This is a genomic window from Streptomyces sp. NPDC090106, assembly GCF_044747265.1.
Classification (GTDB): Bacteria; Actinomycetota; Actinomycetes; order Streptomycetales; family Streptomycetaceae; genus Streptomyces.
The window spans coordinates 1-19,272 of record NZ_JBIVDS010000015.1; the positions used below are offsets into that span (position 1 = coordinate 1).

15 protein-coding genes are annotated in these 19,272 nt (G+C 71.9%); 6 read left to right on the top strand and 9 right to left on the bottom strand.

Annotated features, from left to right (window positions below; all coding sequences use genetic code 11):
• Positions 1-158: 158 nt before the first annotated feature.
• Together ACIPSE_RS37520 and ACIPSE_RS37525 are read right to left on the bottom strand one after the other, a co-directional pair.
• Entirely contained in the window at positions 159-1,724 is a 1,566-nt protein-coding gene (locus ACIPSE_RS37520) for a sodium:solute symporter family protein (RefSeq protein ID WP_401672000.1), read from the bottom strand.
• A 126-nt stretch (positions 1,725-1,850) separates the two neighbouring features.
• Positions 1,851-2,639: an SDR family oxidoreductase gene (locus tag ACIPSE_RS37525; protein ID WP_401672002.1), complete on the bottom strand. Its 789-nt coding sequence runs from the start codon at positions 2,637-2,639 to the stop codon at positions 1,851-1,853.
• An 87-nt stretch (positions 2,640-2,726) separates the two neighbouring features.
• Here ACIPSE_RS37525 and ACIPSE_RS37530 point away from each other — a divergent pair, with 87 nt between their 5' ends.
• A complete protein-coding gene (locus ACIPSE_RS37530) occupies positions 2,727-3,581 on the top strand; it encodes a hypothetical protein (RefSeq protein ID WP_401672005.1) in 855 nt (284 codons plus the stop codon).
• Positions 3,582-3,624: 43 nt separating this feature from the next.
• Here ACIPSE_RS37530 and ACIPSE_RS37535 read toward each other — a convergent pair whose 3' ends face one another.
• The 4 genes from ACIPSE_RS37535 to ACIPSE_RS37550 all read right to left on the bottom strand — a co-directional run bounded on the left by ACIPSE_RS37535 (position 3,625) and on the right by ACIPSE_RS37550 (position 7,558).
• Positions 3,625-4,965 (bottom strand): jacalin-like lectin, encoded by a 1,341-nt coding sequence (locus tag ACIPSE_RS37535; RefSeq protein WP_401672007.1) that lies wholly within the window; start codon positions 4,963-4,965, stop codon positions 3,625-3,627.
• Between the two features lie 259 nt (positions 4,966-5,224).
• The gene (locus ACIPSE_RS37540) at positions 5,225-5,416 is read right to left on the bottom strand and encodes a DUF397 domain-containing protein (protein WP_401672009.1); all 192 of its coding nucleotides are present in this window, start codon (positions 5,414-5,416) and stop codon (positions 5,225-5,227) included.
• A gap of 191 nt (positions 5,417-5,607) precedes the next feature.
• Complete coding sequence (locus ACIPSE_RS37545) at positions 5,608-6,465, bottom strand: helix-turn-helix domain-containing protein (RefSeq protein WP_401672011.1); 858 nt, start codon at positions 6,463-6,465, stop codon at positions 5,608-5,610.
• A 337-nt stretch (positions 6,466-6,802) separates the two neighbouring features.
• On the bottom strand, positions 6,803-7,558 hold the full coding sequence (locus ACIPSE_RS37550) for a GPP34 family phosphoprotein (RefSeq protein ID WP_401672014.1): 756 nt from the start codon (positions 7,556-7,558) through the stop codon (positions 6,803-6,805).
• Positions 7,559-7,785: 227 nt separating this feature from the next.
• Between ACIPSE_RS37550 and ACIPSE_RS37555 the strand changes: the two genes are divergently transcribed.
• Both ACIPSE_RS37555 and ACIPSE_RS37560 read left to right on the top strand, forming a co-directional pair.
• Positions 7,786-10,383 carry a serine hydrolase gene (locus ACIPSE_RS37555; protein WP_401672016.1) on the top strand — a complete coding sequence of 866 codons (2,598 nt, stop codon included), beginning with the start codon at positions 7,786-7,788 and terminating at the stop codon, positions 10,381-10,383.
• 184 nt (positions 10,384-10,567) lie between these two features.
• The gene (locus tag ACIPSE_RS37560; protein WP_401672018.1) at positions 10,568-12,454 is read left to right on the top strand and encodes an MFS transporter; all 1,887 of its coding nucleotides are present in this window, start codon (positions 10,568-10,570) and stop codon (positions 12,452-12,454) included.
• Positions 12,455-12,846: 392 nt separating this feature from the next.
• On the opposite strand, the gene ACIPSE_RS37565 is transcribed toward ACIPSE_RS37560, so the two are convergent.
• From ACIPSE_RS37565 to ACIPSE_RS37575, 3 genes are read right to left on the bottom strand one after another with little or no spacing between them, the layout of a single operon-like run.
• Positions 12,847-13,731, bottom strand: coding sequence for a MerR family transcriptional regulator (locus ACIPSE_RS37565; protein ID WP_401672020.1), 885 nt, complete (start codon positions 13,729-13,731; stop codon positions 12,847-12,849).
• Between the two features lie 57 nt (positions 13,732-13,788).
• Positions 13,789-14,295 (bottom strand): glutathione peroxidase, encoded by a 507-nt coding sequence (locus ACIPSE_RS37570; protein ID WP_401672022.1) that lies wholly within the window; start codon positions 14,293-14,295, stop codon positions 13,789-13,791.
• 18 nt (positions 14,296-14,313) lie between these two features.
• A complete protein-coding gene (locus ACIPSE_RS37575; RefSeq protein ID WP_401672024.1) occupies positions 14,314-15,327 on the bottom strand; it encodes an ArsR family transcriptional regulator in 1,014 nt (337 codons plus the stop codon).
• A gap of 71 nt (positions 15,328-15,398) precedes the next feature.
• On the opposite strand from ACIPSE_RS37575, the gene ACIPSE_RS37580 reads away from it, so the two are divergent.
• The 3 genes from ACIPSE_RS37580 to ACIPSE_RS37590 all read left to right on the top strand — a co-directional run bounded on the left by ACIPSE_RS37580 (position 15,399) and on the right by ACIPSE_RS37590 (position 19,241).
• Positions 15,399-16,601: an MFS transporter gene (locus ACIPSE_RS37580; protein WP_401672027.1), complete on the top strand. Its 1,203-nt coding sequence runs from the start codon at positions 15,399-15,401 to the stop codon at positions 16,599-16,601.
• A gap of 176 nt (positions 16,602-16,777) precedes the next feature.
• Entirely contained in the window at positions 16,778-17,911 is a 1,134-nt protein-coding gene (locus ACIPSE_RS37585; RefSeq protein WP_401672029.1) for a GNAT family N-acetyltransferase, read from the top strand.
• 97 nt (positions 17,912-18,008) lie between these two features.
• On the top strand, positions 18,009-19,241 hold the full coding sequence (locus ACIPSE_RS37590) for a DegT/DnrJ/EryC1/StrS family aminotransferase (protein WP_401672031.1): 1,233 nt from the start codon (positions 18,009-18,011) through the stop codon (positions 19,239-19,241).
• Positions 19,242-19,272: the final 31 nt, after the last annotated feature.

A 19,272-nucleotide genomic window follows, 5' to 3' on the forward strand; every position in this document is an offset into this window, starting at 1 on the left:
AGCCCCGATAACTCACCGACGTCCGCAGACACCCGCACCACCCCCGGGAAGCACTACGCAGCAGCGTACGCCCGCGAGCTATTGCAACGGCATTGCCTTTAGGGGGTGTTGCGAAAGTCCCGCACAGCACCCCCTGGGCCCTGTCCGGCGGACCCGCCCTAGTCCTTCACCGCCGCCCGGTCCGCCGGGCCCGCCGGTGCCGGGACGGAGACCGCCGCGGAGCCGTCGCCGTCCGTGTTGATCTTCTCGATGACCGCGAGCCGCTCCGGGGTGTCCTCGGGCCGGACGAAGCCGATGAGGATGTAGAGGACCAGCGAGACGGCCAGCGGGATCGAGACCTGGTACTGGAGCGGGACGCCGCCCTCGACGTTCCAGTTGATCGGGTAGTTGACCAGCCAGAAGGCCAGCAGACCCATCGACCAGCTGGTGAGCGCCGCGGTCGGGCCGGAGCGGCGGAACGGGCGCAGCAGGCCCAGCATCATCGGGATGGCGATGGGACCCATGAGCCCGGCCACCCACTTGATGACGACGGTGATGATGTCCTTGAACGTGGGGGAGTTGACCTGCGTGGCCACGGCCATGGACAGCCCGAGGAAGACGACCGTGGTGACCCGCGCGGCGATCAGCCCGCTGCGCTCGCCCCAGGCCCGCGCCCGCTGCGACACCACCGGTGCCACGTCCCGGGTGAAGACGGCGGCGATGGCGTTGGCGTCGGAGGAGCACATGGCCATGGTGTGCGAGAAGAAGCCGACGATCACGAGGCCCAGCAGGCCGTGCGGCAGCAGCTGTTCGGTCATCAGGCCGTAGGAGTCGGACCCGTCCGGCTTCTGCGCCTCGACCAGCAGCGGCGACATCCACATCGGGAAGAACAGGACCACCGGCCAGACCAGCCACAGCACCGCCGACAGCCGCGCGGAGCGCTCCGCCTCGCGCGGGGTGGCCGTCGCCATGTAGCGCTGGGCCTGGTTGAGCATGCCGCCGTTGTACTCGAAGAGCTTGATGAAGAGGAAGGCGAGCAGGAAGACCGTGCCGTAGGGCCCGACGAGCGCCTTGTCGTGGCCCTGGAGGGCCGGTTCGTCCCAGGCGCCGAAGAAGCCGATGCCCTTGTCGTTCAGCTCCAGGACCACCGCGACGAACATCGCGACGCCCGCCAGGAGCTGGATGACGAACTGGCCCAGCTCGGTCAGGGCGTCCGCCCACAGGCCGCCGATCGTGCAGTAGACCGCCGTGATGCAGCCGGTGATGAGGATGCCCTGGTTCAGGGAGACGCCGGTGAAGACGGACAGCAGGGTGGCGATCGCCGCCCACTTGGCGCCCACGTCGACGATCTTCAGCAGCATCCCGGACCAGGCGAGCGCCTGCTGGGTCTTCAGGTCGTAGCGGTTCTTCAGGTACTCCAGCGGGGAGGCCACATGGAGCCGGGAGCGCAGCCGGTTGATGCGCGGCGCGAACAGCTTCGACCCGATCGCGATACCGATCGCGATGGGGAAGGACCAGGTCACGAAGGACGTGACGCCGTAGGTGTAGGCGATGCCGGCGTAGCCGGTGAACATCACCGCGCTGTAGCCCGACATGTGGTGCGAGATACCGGAGAGCCACCAGGGCATCTTGCCGCCGGCGGTGAAGAAGTCGCTCACGTTGTCCACGCGCTTGTGCGACCAGATGCCGATGGCCACCATCACACCGAAATAGCCGATGAGCACGGCCCAGTCGAGCCCGTTCATGTGCGCCCTCCCTGACGTCGACCCGGCGCTCATCGTGGGTGCGTGCACATGGACACGACAAGGCGGCGTAAGGTCAAGGGGACGTAAAATCATTCGGGATGATGGCCTGAGTTCATGTACTTGAACTCATCGCATCAGCTCCCCCGCGTTGACCAGCAACGACTGTCCGGTGATCGCCCGCGCCCTGTCCGAGGCGAGGAACACCGCCGCGTCCGCCACGTCCCCGTCCGTCGCGAGATCGGGCAGCGCCATCCGCTCGGTGAGCCGCCGGAGCACCTCCGGCTCGCCCACCTGCTCGGTGTGCGCCGTGAACTGCACGTACGCCTGCACCGGCGGCCCCCACATCCAGCCCGGCAGTACCGTGTTCACCCGGATCCGGTGCGGGCCCAGCTCGCGCGCCAGCGAGTACATCGCGCTCGTCAGCGCCCCCTTGGACGCCGCGTACGCCGCCTGCCGCACCTGCGAGGGCGCGGCCACGGCCGACTGCGTCCCGATGAACACCACCGAGCCGCCACCCCCCTCCTTCAGCGCCGGCAGGCACGCCCGCGTCATCCTGAGCGTGCCCAGCAGATTGACGTCGAGCACCCCCTGCCAGGTGTCGAAGTCGGCGTCCTCCAGCCCGCCGAAGTAGCTGTCCCAGGCGGCCACATGGACGACCGCGTCCACCCCGCCGAACCGCTCCACCGCCAGCTCCGCCAGCGCCGCGCACTGGTGCTCGTCGGTGATGTCGGTCGCCTGGTACGCCGTGCGCGCCCCCGACGGGTCCACCTCCTCGGCGCTCTTGGCCAGGTTGGCCTCCGTGCGGGCCCCGAGCACCGCGTTCCCCCCGTCGCGCACGACCGCCGCCGCGACCTGGTGCCCCAGCCCCGCGCCGACCCCCGAGACGACGACCGTCCTTCCCGCGAGCAATGACATCTGTGACGGCATCCCGACCCCTCCCGGCTCTGGCGCTCCATCTGACGGAGCGTCAGAGTATGGGCGACCGCAGGAAAGGGGAACAGCGTGAGCGACGACACCACCGCCCGCACCGCCACGAGCGACACCTACGCCGAACTGGCCGCCGTGGGGCCCTACGGGGTCCGCCCCGGCCACGCCCTGATCACCATGGTCGAGCCCCACCCGGGCCACGAGTACGCCTACAACCGCTGGTACGAGGACGACCACTACTACGCCGGCGCCATGGCCATGCCCTGGATGTACGCCGGACGCCGCTGGGTGGCCACCCGGGACCTCCAGCTCCTGCGCTACCCCGAGAAGTCGGCCGTCGCCCAGCCCGTCACCGCGGGGTGCTACATCTCGACGTACTGGATCACCGACGGCCGCTACGCCGAGCACATGAAATGGACCGTGGGGATCAACAAGCGGCTCAACCGGGACGCCCGCGTCTACCAGGACCGCACGCACGTCTTCACCGCGTTCCAGGACCACGAGGTCACCGTCTACCGCGACGGCGCCGCCGGGCCCCGCGACTTCCACGCCCTCGACCACCCCTACGCCGGGCTCGTGGTGGAGGTGATCGACGCCGGATCCGCCGAGCAGCGGCCCGAGTTGCTGGAATGGCTGCGCTCGCGGCAGCTGCCCAAGCGGCTCGCCGGGTCACCGGCCGCGATGGTCACCGTCTTCCGGCCCACCCCGCTGCCGGGGGACCGGATGACGTACGTGAAGCAGGTCGAGGGGGTCGACACCCGGCTGACCCTGCTGTGGTTCCTGGAGAGCGACCCGCGCGAGTGCTGGGAGCGGTACTTCACCGGCCTGGACGCCGCCGTCGACGAAACCGGCCTGGGCCGTACCGAGTTGGTGGCGCCCTTCGTCCCGACGGTCCCGGGGACGGACCGGTACGTGGACCGGCTGCGGTGAGCCCGCTCCCGGTGGAACCGGTCCGCCCCTGGGCCGGACGCGGTCAGCGCTTGGTGTAGATGAAGCCGATCTTGTCGACCTCGTCCCCGGTCCGGCCGTGGAAACCGGCGATCTGCCAGCCGCTCGGCGCGGTCCGGGTCACACAGTCCGAGGTCGTGGTGCCACCGGCGAGGGTGCGGCCCAGACTGGTCGTGAACTTGGCGTAGAACACCCGGGTGTGGTCGTCCTTCACGCCCTGGCACAGGTAGGCCGTCGTCACGTACTCCGTGCTGCCCAGTGTCAGCGAGGACGCGGTGCCGCCGGTCCCGCCGTGGGCGAGCGTGGTGCCGTTCGAGAGCGTCACGTTCAGCTGGTCCACGCGGGATCCGGCGCGCAGCCCGATCGTGGTGGCGCGGGCGGCGGCGGGCACGCTGTCGATGTCGTTGAAGTAGTCGCCGTGCGGCCCGCCGAACTGGTCGCTGAGCTGGAAGGCGGAGTTGCGCGACCAGGTGAAGCCGACGGTCAGCGGGTCGTGGTCGGAGAGCATCAGCCCGTCCGAGGTGAGGAACTTGGCGTGCTCGTTGTTGTACGACGTGGCCGCCAGCGACACCAGCTTGCTGCCCCGGTACAGGACCTTGTCGACGACCTCGCAGGTGTTCGGCACGGTCGTCCCCGTCTGGTCGCAGACCAGTGCGTCACTGCCCTTGGCGGGCGCGCTGCCGCCGCGGATCAGCTGCACCCAGGCGTCGGTCAGCCCGTTGGCCGTGGCGAACTCCGCGATGGTGTCGCCGGAGCGGGTGTAGCGGGTGTTCGTGTCGCCCATGACGACCACCGCGTTGCCCGCGGAGTGGGTCGCGATGAAGTCCGTGAGCTGGCTCAGGTTGTCCGCGCGGGCGGCCAGATCGTCGGCGTTCGTCCCGGCGTTGGTGTGCAGGTTGTAGAAGTCGACGTACACGCCCTCGGCGAGCCGCTCCCGCATGAACGTGAAGCCCTTGGGCGTCAGGCAGTCGCCCGAGCCGTAGGTGCAGGTGTCCCAGCCGGACCGCTCGAAGTCGTCCGTGTCGTAGGCGATCTTCGACAGCGTGTTGAGCCCGCTGCCGATGCCCGCGCCGCCGCTGGTCGCGGTGCGGTAGGCGTGCGCGGTGTCGGCGGCGTAGAGGTAGGCGTGGTAGTTGAAGTCCTCCTGGACGTTGACCACGTCGTACGACGAGATGCGCTCACCGATGGTGGTGGTGCTGGACTCGCGCGGGGTCGGGGCGCTGGAGATGGCCTCGGGCAGGCCCGCGACGTTGTACGTCAGGACGTTGAAGGTGCCCGAGTCGGCGGCCGAGGCGGCGGGGGCCGTCGCGACGAGTCCGCCGAAGGTCGCGGTGACGGCCGCGAGAGCGGCGATGAGTCTGCGCATGGGGAGTTCTCCCGAGGAGAGAGAGGGACGGGGAGCACACGGGGGAAAGCGGTTGCTGGGCAAACCGCTTCAAGTTACCGCCGGTTAGCTTTACTTGTCGTGTCCTCGGCAGAACTTCACAGTGAACGCTGCTCGCCGTGCGGTGGGCCGGACGCGGGCATGGCCGAGCCCCCTCGGCTAGGACGGCGAGCTGGACGAGAGGGCTCTTGGCTGATGCGTGTGAAGTTGTATGACGCTCAGGTCACTTCGGTGGGATCGGTCAGTCCTTCACGGTGGTGACGAAGGCGTTCCACGCGTTCGCGGGGAAAGCCAGGGTGGGTCCGTCCGTCACCTTCGAGTCCCGGACGGCCATCGCGGCCGGAACGGGGGACTTGATCTCGACGCACGCGCCGTTGCCGGTGGAGTACGAGGACTTGGTCCACGTGTCCGTGCTGCCCTGACGAATTGCCATTTCTGCTCCGTATTGCCTGTGATGAGTTGCTCGGTTTGCGCCAACTCTGTTGCTCGATGGCGTGATCGACGCTACTCGCCAACTTGCTCGTACGGAGCAGCCATTCACTCTTCTGGATGGCATATTCCAGGTGGGACTTCCCACTTGACCGTGCAGGGGTGTACGGTTCGCCCCTTACTGACGAGGAACCCTCAACGGGCGTAGTCCTTGGCCACATCCGCGATGAACTGACGCGACTGGTCCACGTTCAACGCCTGTGCCCTCAGGTGCTCGTACATCACGCTGTACTTCTGCACGTCGTTCGGCTTCTCCAGGTACAGGTCGCTGGTCACGCCCTCGATGTAGACCACGCTGGAGTCGGCCGCGTCGGGGAACTCCAGGATCGCGTACTGGCCGTTGATGCCGGGGTGGGCGCCCATCTCGAACGGGATCACCTGCATCGTGACGTGCGGCAGCTGCGACTGCTCGACCAGATGCTCCAACTGGTCCCGCATCATCGACCTGTTGCCGACCATCCGCCGCAGCGCCGCCTCGTCCATCACGGTCCACAACCGGAGCGGGTTCTCCTCGGCGGCGATTCGTTCCTGCCGGCGCATCCGTACCTGGACGCGCTTCTCGATCTCGGCCGGCGGGGTCTCCGGCAGGGCGCCCGCGATCAGCGTCTCGGCATACTGCCGGGTCTGGAGCAGACCGGGGACGACCTGGGGGTCGTAGATCCGCAGACTCGCCGCGTCCGTCTCCAGACCGATGTACACGCTGTACGGCACATCGCCGAACGCGTGCCACCAGCCCTGCTGGCGCGAGTCCTTGGCCATCTGCATCAGCGAGTCGACGATGCGGTGGTCCTCCACCTCGTACACCCCGCACAGGTCGCGGACGTCGCGCTGGCTGATGCTGCGCCGTCCGTTCTCCAGGCGGCTGATCTTCGACTGCGACACCAGCAACCGCTCGGCGACCTCTTCGGCCGTCATGCCCTTGAGCTCGCGGAGCCTGCGCAGCTCCTGGCCCAGCCGACGCCGCCGGACGGTGGGATTGACATTGGTCGCCACGGGAACGTGCACCTCCGGCTGCGGGCCTTCACTGATCTGCCACTTTGCGTATCTGCTGTTGAGCAGATTGCCACCAAGGGGGTTTCTACCGCTGGGAAACGGTGGATATGCGCTGCGCAGACGCAAGTTCGCCATGATCGCGCGGTGTTGGGGCGGTTGTGGGGACCTGTGCGGCGCGCGGGCACGAAAAAACCGCGCGGGGCGACGAGGCCGTGGTGTCGTCCGGACACACGGTCCCGTCGCCCCGCGCGGACCAGCGGCTCCCGATTCCGGGTCTGGGACGCGCCGGGCGGTGCGAGGGGTCGCGGCTCCTCTCGCGCGGTCGTGGAACTGCGGCTCAGTGAGCCACGACACGCGCCATCGGGCTGCGATGAGGCTGTGCCGGAACACCGCGCGCGGGTTCCGCCACCGCCCTGCCGCCGGGGGCGGCCTGACGGCCGGCCGGGGCCGGGTTACGGCGTGGTTGCACGGCCACACCGTTCTGGACGTCCATCACCGCGTGCGCGACGAGGCCGCCCATGGGGTCGTGCCTGATCAGGTCCCGCAGCCGGGACCGAGAGGACCTGCCCTCGTTGCCCGGATACAGGTGCTTGCCGAGGCCGACCGCGTGCGCCAGGGCGGCGAGTGCCGCGGTCCGCGGGTCCGGCGGGACGCCGGTGCGGATCGCGGAATCCAGCCGGGACCTGATCTCCCTGCTGATCGCCGTGTCCGTCGCCTGGTAGCGAGTCGTCGGCAGTACCCCGCACATCTGACCCGGCACGGCGGCGACCATGCCGCACCGCTCCAGATGCGAGAGATACGTCTGGCGCAGCCCGAGACGCGGCCCGCCAATCCAGTGGACCGCCCGCACGGGAGCGCCACGCCTTCGCAGCAACTCCAGTGCGCAGTCCAGTGTCGGATCTCCTGTCGGCCGTGGGGCCACCACGGCGATACGATCCCCGTCAGGGGCTATCCGTCCGGCCAGCGCCAGCTCCACTAGCTGTGCTCCGGCCAGACCGAGGTCGAGCGACTGCGGCTGTGCGGTGGTACCCGTGGTCGGGTCCAACGCCAGCAGCAGAAGCTCCTCCGGAATTGTTCTGCGGCTCCTGCCCATCCATGCCTCCCCGCGTGGATGACAGACAGGGTGACCCCTCTCACATTGGTCTGTCGAGGGTGCGTGACCTCTTTGTAAGGGAACCGGTAGGTATGTCGTTCTCGTCTACCGCAGGAGCCAAGCCCTCACACAGGACACTGGTACATGGTTCGGACAGCGCGGGGGAGCGGTGTCCTGGGCAGGCTGTCGAGACGGGTACACGGGTTTCACGGGTTTAGGAGGCATCGGTGGCGGGCGAGTCCCCCGACAGGTCGAAGCAGCGCGAGTCGTCGGAAGAAGCGACGCCGGGGAGCGCGAGTCCGGTTCCCGAGTCCCGGGACCCCCGCCTCGCGGTGGCCCGCGGAGGCGTGGACACCGCGACGCGCGTCTTCTCGACGCGGGATGCCGCACAGGCGAGGAAGCCGGCGGAACCGGCGGACGGCGACGAGTCCGCCGAGGGCGCCGCCGCCGAGGGCGCCGCCCCCCAGGGGGACACGCGGCTGCGGGCCGCGGCTGCGGCGTGGGTGCGGCCCGGTGACGGCTCGTCCACGGACGCGGCGGACGGCGAGTCCGCCGAGAGCCCCGAGACGGCCGCGGACGGGCCCTCCGGCGGCTCCGGAGCCGGACGGGGTGCCGAGCCCGCCGAGACGCCCGAGGAGGCCGTGACCGACCCGTCGAACACCGACGCGACCGACGGGCCGGGCGACGACTCCGACGCGAGCGACGACGCCGCCGAGGACGCCGGTACGGCGACGGACGGCGAGGCGGCCGGGTCCGACGAGGAGCCGGGCGACGGCGACGACGACCGGACTCCCGCCGCCGGCACGCCCGTTGACGTTCCCGGCGACGCCGGGGAGGCGACGGGCGCCCGGTCCGCCGCTTCCGGCGACACCGAGGCGACCGACGAGCGGCGCGACACCCCCGCCGAGGCCGACGCCGAGGCCGACGACTCCGGCGACGACGCCGACGGCACCGCGACGGACGACCAGGCCGCCACCGCCGCCACCACGGCCGGTGACGGGTCGGGTACGAAGCTCGCCACCGCCACCGCTGCCGCTGCCGCCGAGGACGACGAGCCCGCCGACGGCGCCTCTGCCCCCGACGAGTCTTCCGCCGGTACCCCCGGCACCGGCGACTCGCCCGCCGGCAAGGCCTCCGCGGCCGACGACGAGCCCGCGGACGGCGCTTCCGCCGATGACGCGTCCTCCGCCGGCACCCCGGGTGCCGACGGCGAGCCCGCCGACAGCGCTCCCGACCGTTCCGACCGCACCATGGCGCTCGTCCTCCCGAAGGCGAAGCCCTCCGTGGGAGACGCCCCGCGGACGCCCGATCCGCGGAAGGCCGGCGACGGCGAGGCCGGCGGCGGTCAGGACGCGGCGCCGAAGGCGAAGCCCGGTGAGCGGGTCGACCAGCCGACCACGATGCTCAAGCTGCCGACCCCGGCGGCGGCCCCGGTGCAGCCCCCGGCCGCCGCCCCGAACAGCAAGTTCGTGCCGCTCAAGCCCGACGTCACGCGGGCCGTCCCGCAGGTGGGCCCCGAGCGCACGACGCAGCAGCCGCTGCCGCCGAAGCCCCCGCTCGACCTGCTGGCGGAGCTGACGAACACGCCGCCGCCCGCGGAAACGACCCTGCGGACCACGGTCCGGCGCATCAAGATCTGGACCCCGCTGGTCGTCCTGCTCGCGATCGTGTTTGCGATCGTGCAGGCCGTACGCCCGCTGCCGACCCCCACCCTGAAGCTCACCGCCGCCGACACCTACGCCTTCGACGGCGGCAAGGTCGACATCCCCTGGCCCGCCGACGGCCAGGCCGCGCTCGACGTCCAGGGCATCGGCACCTTCGGTTCCTCCGGCGACCAGAAGCCGGTCCCGATCGCCAGTGTCGCCAAGGTGATGACCGCCTACGTCATCCTCCGCGACCACGAGCTGAAGAGCGGCGCCGCGGGCCCGAAGATCAAGATCGACCAGACCGCCGAGGACCAGTCCGACGCCGGCCAGGAGTCCACCGTCGACGTCACCGCGGGCGACACCATCAGCCAGCGCGAGGCGGTCGAGAGCATCCTCATCGCGTCCGCGAACAACGTGGCCCGGCTCCTGGCCCGCTGGGACGCCGGCTCGGAGAAGGCGTTCGTCGAGAAGATGAACGCCGCCGCCGAGGACCTCGGGATGAAGAACACGACGTACACCGACCCCTCCGGCCTGAACGACACCACCGTCTCCACCGCCGTGGACCAGGTGAAGCTCGCGAAGAAGGCGATGGAGTTCCCGGCGTTCCGCGAGGTCGCCGCGATGATGTCGTACGACGACTACAAGGGCGTCAACCACTCCAACTGGAACCAGCTGGTCGGCAAGAACGACGTCGTCGGCATCAAGACCGGCACCACCAGCTCCGCCCTCGGCAACCTCGTCTTCGCGGCGAAGAAGGACGCGGGCGGTGAGACGAAGACGATCGTCGGCGCCGTGCTGCGCCAGCCCGCGGGCGGCGTGGACAACACGATCCTCAGCGCCGCCCTCACCGCGGGCGACGACCTCATCCGCGCCGCCCAGGACGCGCTGACGTCGGCGACCATCATCAAGAAGGGCGAGGTCGTCGGTTACGTCGACGACGGTCTGGGCAACCACACCGCCGTCGTCGCCACGAAGGACGTCACGGCGGTCGGCTGGTCCGGCCTGACCGTGAAGCTGACCTTCGCCGGTGACGACGTACCGCACACCGCGAAGGCCGGCACCCAGGTCGGCACCCTCACGGTCGGCGACACGGGCGCCGGCGCGGTGAAGGTCCCGGTCGCCCTCCAGACGGACCTGGTCGAGCCGGGCTTCACGGACAAGCTGACCCGCATCGCCTGACCCGCACCGACGCGGAACCGAGCCGCACCCCGCCTACGCCGCCCCACCCGGGCGCCTGTGGGCGGGGTGCGTGCTAGCGTCGCGAATCGGGGCAGGTCACCGGTCGCCCACGACGCGACCGTGAACAGGGCCGGAACAACGAGCGGCCCGCAGAAGAAGACGGGACACGGGGAGTTGCCTTCAGGTGGCCACTGCGGAGCCGACACGCGCAGACGACGCCGACCCGGGCCCGGACACGGGCCCGCCGCCACGCGTGCCCGCGCCGCGTAGCGAGAGCGGGCGGCCGACCGCACCCTCCGAGGCCGAGGCCGAGGCCGAAGCCGGGACCGGGAGCGGTTCGGCGATGCCCGCCGTGCTCCTCGCGCTCCGCGAGCGGCTGCTGCGCCATCCCGTCCTGTCGATGACCGTGCTCTCCGGGGTCCTGCACGTCGTCTGGTTCTTCACCTTCGCCAACAGCGGCGGCGACCTCGCCGCCCAGGACGCGTGGGCGGAGTTCGTCGGACGGCACCCCGACTCGGCGTACAACCTGGCCTGGTACGGCGGGATGCACCCGGTGTCGTACAGCGTGGTGTCGCCGTATCTGATGTCGGTGCTGGGCGTCCGGACGACGATGATGATCGCCGGGACGGTCTCCGCGGGCCTGCTCACCATGGTCCTCATCCGCAGCAGGTCGGTGCGCAACCCGCTGTGGGCGGCGTGCGCCGGGGTCTTCGCGTTCCTGTGCAACGCCGCCTCCGGGCGGGTGACCTTCGGCCTCGGCACGGTCTTCGCGCTGGGCGCGGTCGCGGTGGTGTTCTGCTGGCCGTACAAGTGGCGCTACAAGCGGTGGGCGAAGGCGCTGTGCGCGGCGCCGCTGGCCGCGCTCGCGACGATGGCGTCCCCGGTGGCCGGCCTGTTCGTCGGGCTGGTGGCGGTCGCGCTGTTCCTCCAGAAACGGCGGCCCGGCGCCTGGGCGCTCGGTGTCGCCCCGGCCGCGGTCGTCGCCGTGTCGGCGTGGCTGTTCCCGTTCTCCGGCACCCAGCCGATGGCGTTCGGCTCGGTGATCCTGCCGTTCGCGTACGGCGTGCTGGTGTGCTTCCTGGTGCCCAGGGACTGGCTGACGGTCCGCCTGACGTCGGCCGTGTACGCCCTCGGCGTCCTGCTGGTCTGGCTGATCAGTTCCCAGATCGGCACGAACATCTCCCGGCTGCCCATGCTGTTCGCGGGCGTGGCCCTGGTGGCGGCGCTGCCGTTCGCCGTCCCGCGCAGCCGCCGCTGGTACGCGATCGTGCTGTCCGTCGCCGTCTTCTGCGGCTGGATCGGCTTCAAGTCGGTGGACGACGTCGTCCACACCACCCCGGCCGCCTCCTGGGCCCGCGAGCTGGCCCCCCTGGTCAACGAGCTCCAGCAGGTCGGCGCCGAGAAGGGCCGCGTCGAGGTCGTCCCGGCCCGCTCCCACCGCGAGGCGTCCGCGCTCGCGCCGTACGTCAACCTGGCCCGCGGCTGGAACCGCCAGGCGGACATGGAGCGCAACCCGCTCTTCTACGACGACACCCTCAACTCGGCCAACTACCACGAGTGGCTCAAGCGCTGGGCCGTGCACTTCGTGGTGCTGCCCAAGGACGACCCGGACGGCGACGGCGGCGAACGCGAGCGGGCCCTCGTCCAGCGCGGCATGCCCTATCTGAAGCAGATCTGGGGCGACGCGAACTGGCAGCTCTTCCGGGTCACCGACCCGACCCCGCTCGCCGAGCCCGACGCGGTCGTGGAACGCGCCGAGCAGGGCGAGATGACCCTCCAGGTCAAGAAGGCGGGCCGGGTCCTCATCCGCATCCCCTACTCGCCCTGGCTGAGCATCGTCGACGCCGACGGCAAGAGCCTCAAGGCTCCGGAGGAGACCGACGCCTCCAAGGACCGCCCCGAGGGCGAGCCGAAGACGTACGACAACGTCAACGGCTGCCTGACGGAGACGGAGGAGGACGCCGACGGCGACAAGTGGACCGAACTCCTCGCCCCGACCCCCGGCACCTACCGCCTGGCGGCCCCCTACCAACTCCCCCGGGGCACCCCCTGCCCGGACGAACTCAAGTAACCCCCACCCCCTGCCCCGGCCAAGGGCAGCCGAGCCACCCCCCGCTCACCGGCCTGCCTGCGAGCAGCCGCACCACCCCAGCCCCCCTGCCCCAGCTACAGGCAGCAGTACCGTCCCGGCCGCCCCCACCCCCTGCCCCAGCGGCGGGCAGCCGCGCAGCCCCTCGCCGTCCCCGGCCCACTGGCCTGGCTGCGGGCGGGCGTGCCGCCCCAGCCGCACGCTCCCCCCTGCCCCAGCTGCGGGCAGTCGTGCCGCTAGGGGCGGCACGGGTGGGCGCAGCGGCACCCGGCAGGCGCCGGATGAGCCTCCCCGGCCTCAGCCCTCCCGTGGCTCAGCCTCCCCCGGGGCCTCAGCCCCCTCCGGCCTCAGCCTCCGGTCACCCCGTCACCCCGTCACCCCGTCACCGGGAACGCGATGTCGCACACCGGGTCGTCCGGTCCCGCCGCGTCCCAGTCCGCGAAGTAGATCTCCCGGCAGGGCCCCGCGACCTCCAGTCCCCGCTCCCGCACCCACCGCTCGACCGCCTCGAACGCGGCCAGGATCTGCGGATGCGCGACCTGCGCCTTGCTGATCCGCGTGTACGCGATCCGCAGCGCGGGCTCGACCCGCACCGCGCTCTCCCAGGCCCGCCCGCGCCCGGCCGCCCACGCCCGCGCCGCACCCTCGTCGGCGACCGGCACGCACGACTCGGCGGGCCCGTCGCTCTCCATGCTCACCTCGGAGTGGTAGACGACGAACGGCGCCGCCGTGACACCCCCGCACTCCCGTGAGGCCGCCTCCAGGCGCCCCAGCGAGGCCCCGATCCAGGCGGGCAGCTCGTCCGCCAGCGTGTGCCGGGTCTCGGTGATCACCACCTGGCTCGGCAGATCCGCCGTCCCGACCTCGAACGTCCCGTACATCTCGGAGCTCCTCCCCGACAGTCGTCCACGGAGGTACCCCGCGAGCGCGCGCTGCGAGGCGAACCGGACCTCGGCCGCGTCCCAGTACGCGGCGAGCAGCCCCGCACCCCGCTCGGGCCCGGCCTCCACCAGTTCGGCGATCCGCGCGAGCGGCATGTCGAGCTGGCGCAGCAGGGCCACGAGCCGGGCCCGTTCGGCCTGGTCGGCGCGGTAGTAGCGGTATCCGCTGGCCGCGTCGACGTACGCCGGCGCGAGCAGCCCGAGCCGGTCGTACAGCCGGAGCGCCTTCGCCGAGAGCCGGGCCCGCGCGGCGAACGCGCCGATCGTGAGCAGGCCCTCGGCCGGACGGTCTTCGGTCACCGGATCATCCTCCGTCACCGGGCGGACCGTTTCCGCCCGGTGCGCAGCACGCTCCGCCCTGCCCCAGGGGCAAGGTCAAGCGGCGAGCTGGCCCTCGACGGCGGCCACGAGCTCGGCGGCCTCCGGCTCGGTCTGCGGGGAGAAGCGGGCGACGACGGTCCCGTCCCGGCCGATGAGGAACTTCTCGAAGTTCCAGCGGATGTCCCCGGTGTGCCCCTCGGCGTCGGCGAACGGCACGAGACGCTCGTAGAGCGGGTGCCGGCCCTCCCCGTTGACCTCGACCTTCTCGGTCATCGGGAAGGACACGCCGTACGTGGCCGAGCAGAACTCCGCGATCTCCTCGGCGCTGCCGGGCTCCTGCCCGAGGAACTGGTTGCAGGGCACGCCGAGCACGGTGAAGCCGCGCTGCGCGTACTGGGCGTGCAGCTTCTCCAGGCCGGTGTACTGCGGGGTCAGGCCGCACTTGGAGGCCACGTTCACCACGAGCACGGCCTGGCCGGCGTACTGGGAGAGGTCGGCGGAACCGCCGGTGAGGGCGGCGATGTCGACGGCGAGGGGGCTGTTGCTGTCAGAAGTGGTCATCAACGGATGCTAACGCCGTCACGTCACGCGCTCCCCGGCCGCCCGGACGACCGCCCCCGCGAGGTCGCCGCCCGCCGCCCGGACCAGGACGTCCCCGGCCTCCGTCCGCTCGTACAGCACCGACCGTCCCGACCGCCGCCGCTCCACCAGCCCCGCGTCCAGCAGCACCCGCAGATGGCGGCCCACGGAACCGAGCGCCTGCCCGGTCACGGCGACGAGATGGCTGGTGCTGAGCGGGGAGCCGAGCAGGACCAGCAGCCGGGCCCGGGCGCCGCCGAGCAGCGCCCCGAGCCCCGCGGGGACCGGCGTACGCTCCCGTCCGGCGAGCGCGCCGTCACAGGCGTAGACGACGGCGTACCGCTCGGGCGCCTCCCAGGACACCCAGCCCGCCTTCGGCGTCACCGGCACGAAGACCAGCTCGGCGCCGGAGATCTCGCGCGGCGGGTACTCGTGCAGGTTCACCTGGAGCCGGTTCTCGCCGAGCCACCGCATCGCCCCCGGCCGGATCGCGTCCAGCACCTCCGCCCACCCGCCCCGGGCGACCCGCGCGGTACGGGCGACGACATCCGCCTCCAGCACCCTGCGCCGCCGCTCCCAGTCCGGCTCCACGGTCTCCCGCCACACCCACTCCAGGAGCCGGGCCGCCCGCTCCGGCAGGTCGTCGCGGCCGGCGAGCCGGGCGGGCGGCGGACCGGCGGCGGAGACCGCGAGATGGGCGAGGGCGTCCGCGGGCGCGACGGCACGGACCCGGGCGACCTCCTCCTCGAAGGTCTCGCCCTCGCGCGGGGCGGGCGTCAGGAAGTCCGCGATCCAGTCCCGGCCGAGCCCGGCGCGCACCAGCCGCGCGGTGACGGGATCGGCGGCGAGCCGCGCGCGGTAGGCCGGGAGAGCGCCGTCCAGCCAGGCCCGCTCACCGGGGTGCGCGGCCCGGCCCGCGTGCAGCAGCTTCAGGCTCGCGAAGGTCTCGGCGAGCGGCGAGAGAACGAACCGGCTCCGGGCGAGGGTGTCCGCGTTGACCTGCCACCAGCCCATGCCCCCACCCCACCTTTCGCCTGTGTGCGAAACAGTACGACGGCCGGGCGCGCCCTCGCAGACTCCGGTCCATGCGCAGCTACCGAGCCCTCCTCCGCACCCCCGAGTTCACGCCCTTCTTCCTCTCCTCGGCGCTCCACGTCGCCGCCCAGACGATCGGCGGCCTGGCCCTGGGCGTCCTGGTGTACCGGGCGACGCAGTCCCCGCTGCTCTCGGCGGTGAGCATGTTCGGACCCCAGCTCGCCCAGGTGCTGGGCGCGACCCTCCTCCTGTCCGGCTCGGACCGCCTGCCCCCGCGCGCCGCCCTCACCGGCATCGGCCTGGCCTTCGCCGCCGGTACGGCGCTGCTGGCCCTGCCGGGGCTGCCGCTGCCCGGCGTCTTCGGCGTCCTCTTCCTGCTCGGCCTGGTCGCCTCGCTGGGCGGCGGCGTGCGCTGGGGCCTGCTGACCGAGATCCTCCCCAAGGACGGCTATCTGCTGGGCCGTTCGGTCTTCAACATGAGCGCGGGCCTGATGCAGATCACCGGGTACGCGCTCGGCGGCGCCCTGGTCGCGGCGCTCTCCCCGCGGGCCTGTCTGTTCCTGGCCGCCGCCCTGTACGTCCTGTCCTCCGCCGGTGTCCGCCTCGGCCTCACCGCGCGCCCGCCCCGCGCCCAGGGCCGTCCCTCGGTCCGCGCCACCTGGCGCACCAATGCCGTCCTGTGGTCCCACCGCGAACGCCGCCTCACCTACCTCGGCCTCTGGGTCCCCAACGGCCTCGTCGTCGGCTGCGAGTCCCTCTTCGTCTCCTACGACCCCTCCGGCGTGGGCGTCCTGTTCGCCTGCGCCGCCTTCGGGATGCTCGCCGGGGACGTGACCGTCGGCCGCCTCCTGCCGCCCCGGGTGCGCGCGGGACTGGCGACGCCCCTGCTCCTGCTGCTCGCGGCGCCCTACCCGGTCCTGGCGTCCCGTCCGCCCTTGGCGGTGGGCGGGCTGCTGGTCGCCGTCGCCTCGGTGGGGTTCGCCGCGAGCCTGGTGCAGCAGGAGCGGCTGATGGCCCTGACGCCGGAGGAACTGAGCGGCCACGCACTGGGGTTGCACTCGACGGGGATGCTCACGATGCAGGGGGTGGGGGCGGCGGTGGCCGGGTCCGTGGGGCAGATGTGGTCGCCCGCGGTGGGGATGGCGGTGATGGGCGCGGCCTCGGTGGCGGTGACCGTGGGACTGGGAGCGGCCGGACGGCGTAGGCCGGCCACGGCCCCTGAGCAGGGCGCTCCCGTGGGCACGGCGTCCTGACGTACGGGAAGCGCCCAATCCGCACACTTCCGTTACGACAGGCACCCTTGACAGTGTGCGTACTGTTTCGCGACGTTTGAGCCTCACCGTGCTCACCGCATGCCGAGCGCGGGGCAGGGGCGCGCCCGGTCGGCGTGTCCATGGGGGGAAACCGGGGGGAACTGGGGGCAGCGCCCATGCGGTCCATGAGCAACTCCACGAGCAGTGAGATATCGATCCACAGACCCGAGGAACTGAGCGCGGACCTCCTCGCGGCCTGGCACCGGGTGATGGACGAGTCGCCCGACTTCGGAAACCCGTTCCTTGCCCCGGAGTTCGCGGCCGGCGTGGGCGGACATCGCGGCGGAGCCCGGGTGGCGGTCCTGCACGAGGGCCGGGAACCCGTGGGCTTCTTCCCGTACGAGCGCAACGCGTTCGGCGTCGGCACCGCCATCGGGCTCGGGCTCTCCGACTGCCAGGCGCTCGTCCACCGGTCCGGGGTCACCTGGGACACCGGTGAACTGCTGAGAGCCTGCGGTCTGTCCGTCTTCGAGTTCGATCATCTCGTCGACGAGCAGAAGCCGTTCGGCCGGTTCGTCACCGGGACGTTCGCCTCCCCGGTGGTCGACCTGAGGGGCAACGACGGCACGTATCCCGAGTGGCTGCGCTCCACGTACCCGGGGCTGGCCAAGACCGTCCTGAAGAAGGAGCGCCGGCTCGCCCGCGATCACGGCGAGCTGAGATTCGTCTTCGACGAACGCGACCCCCGGATGCTGCGCCGGCTCATGCACTGGAAGTCCGCGCAGTACCGCCGCACCGGCCGGATGGACCGGTTCGCCCGCCCCTGGATCGTCGAGCTCACCGACCACCTCTTCCAGGTCCGCGAGCCCCACTTCACCGGCGTCCTGTCCGTCGTCTACGCCGGTGACCGTCCCGTCGCCGCCCACTTCGGGCCGACCTCGCGGACCGTGTTCGCCGCCTGGTTCACCGCCTACGACCCCGAACTCCGCTACTACTCACCGGGGTTGATCATGCACCTGCGGATGGCGGAGGCCGCCGGCCGCGACGGGGTCCGGGTGATGGACCTGGGGCGCGGCGACAAGGAGTACAAGGACTGGCTCAAGACCCGTGAGCTGCGCGTCGGCGAGGGCTTCGCGGTCCGTCCGCACCCGGTCGCGGCGGCGCACCGCCTGTGGCGCAGACCGGTGCGCGGACTGCGCAACACGGTCCTGGCCCATCCGCGGCTGCGGGAACCGGCCGACCGGCTGCTGAAGACGGTCGGCGGCCTGCGCTCCCCGGCCACCGCCCCGGTCCGGGCCGAACGCCGCTGACCCGCCACGGCCCCCTCCGCTCCTCCCGGCTCTTCTCTTCACTTCTCTTCTCTTCTCTCCTTGCTCCTCCGCATCCTTCTGCCCGGAAGAGGTGACGATGCCGTACGGATCGCGGCTCGCCGCGACGATGACACGGCGGCTCGGACGGGAGTGCGTCTACACGCCCTCGGCACGCCTTGCCCTGTACCTCGCCCTGCGACGCTGGTGCCGCCCCGGCGGGCGCGTCCTGATGTCGCCCGTCAACGACGACGTCATCCTGTTCGTCGTCCTCGCCGCCGGACTGCGCCCGGTCATGGCCCCGGTGTCCCCGTGGGACGGCAACATCGACCCGGCGGCCGTACCGGAGACCACCTGGCGCGGCCTGGACGCCGTCCTGACCACCAACCTCTACGGCCTGCCCGACCGGCTCGACGAGATCCGGTCCCGCTGCGACCAGTCGGGCATCCCGCTCATCGAGGACGCGGCGCACGCCATCGGCTCCCACGTCGACGGCCGCCCCGTCGGCACCTTCGGGGAGGCGGCGGCCTTCAGCCTCTCCAAGCACGTCGCGGCGATGGCGGGCGGCTTCCTCGCCGTGCCCGACGCCCGCACCCGCCGCGAGCTGGAACGGCTGCGGGACGACCTGCTCACCCCCGGCCGCCTGCGCGCCGACCTGGAGGCGACCCTGCGCCCGCTGGCCCGCTCCACGGTCAAGGCCCTCGGCCTGGTCCGCCCGGCCTGGCGCACCATGCAGCGCCTGGGGCTGCTGGAGCGCGACGCCTTCCGGATGCCGCTGCACGCCCCGCGGCTCGCCCTGAGCGCCCGCCAGGCGCCCGCCCTGCCGCCGTACGACCCCTGGATCCGCGTCGACCTCCACGACTACCGGACCCGCCACGGCAGGCTCGTACGCGCCCAACTAGGGCTTCGCATGGCCCACTTGGACACCGACCTGACCCACCGCCGGGCGGGCGTGACCCTGCTGACCGGTACGCCCTGGGCCTCCCCGGCGCTGCGCGAGCGCTCCGCCCACGACGGCCCGCTCCCGCTGTTCCGGGTGCCGCTCCTGGTCGACGACCGGGACGCGCTCGTGGAACGCCTGGTCACCCATGGCGTGGTGGCCGGCTACCTCTACGACCCGCCCCTGGACGACTACGCGGGCGCCGAGTTCGCCGACCCGTCGCCGGACCCGGCCCCGGCCCGCTGGTTCGCCTCCCACGCGCTGCCCGCGGACCCGCTGCTGGCCCGCAAGATCACCAAGGCGCTGACGAAGGAACGGACGGCCCCGGCGCCCCTGCTCCAGGGAGTCACCGGCCAGGGCGAGGGCGACTCGACGGAGTTCGCACGGCTGTGAGGGGCCCGGAGCCCGCACGGCTGTGGATGTC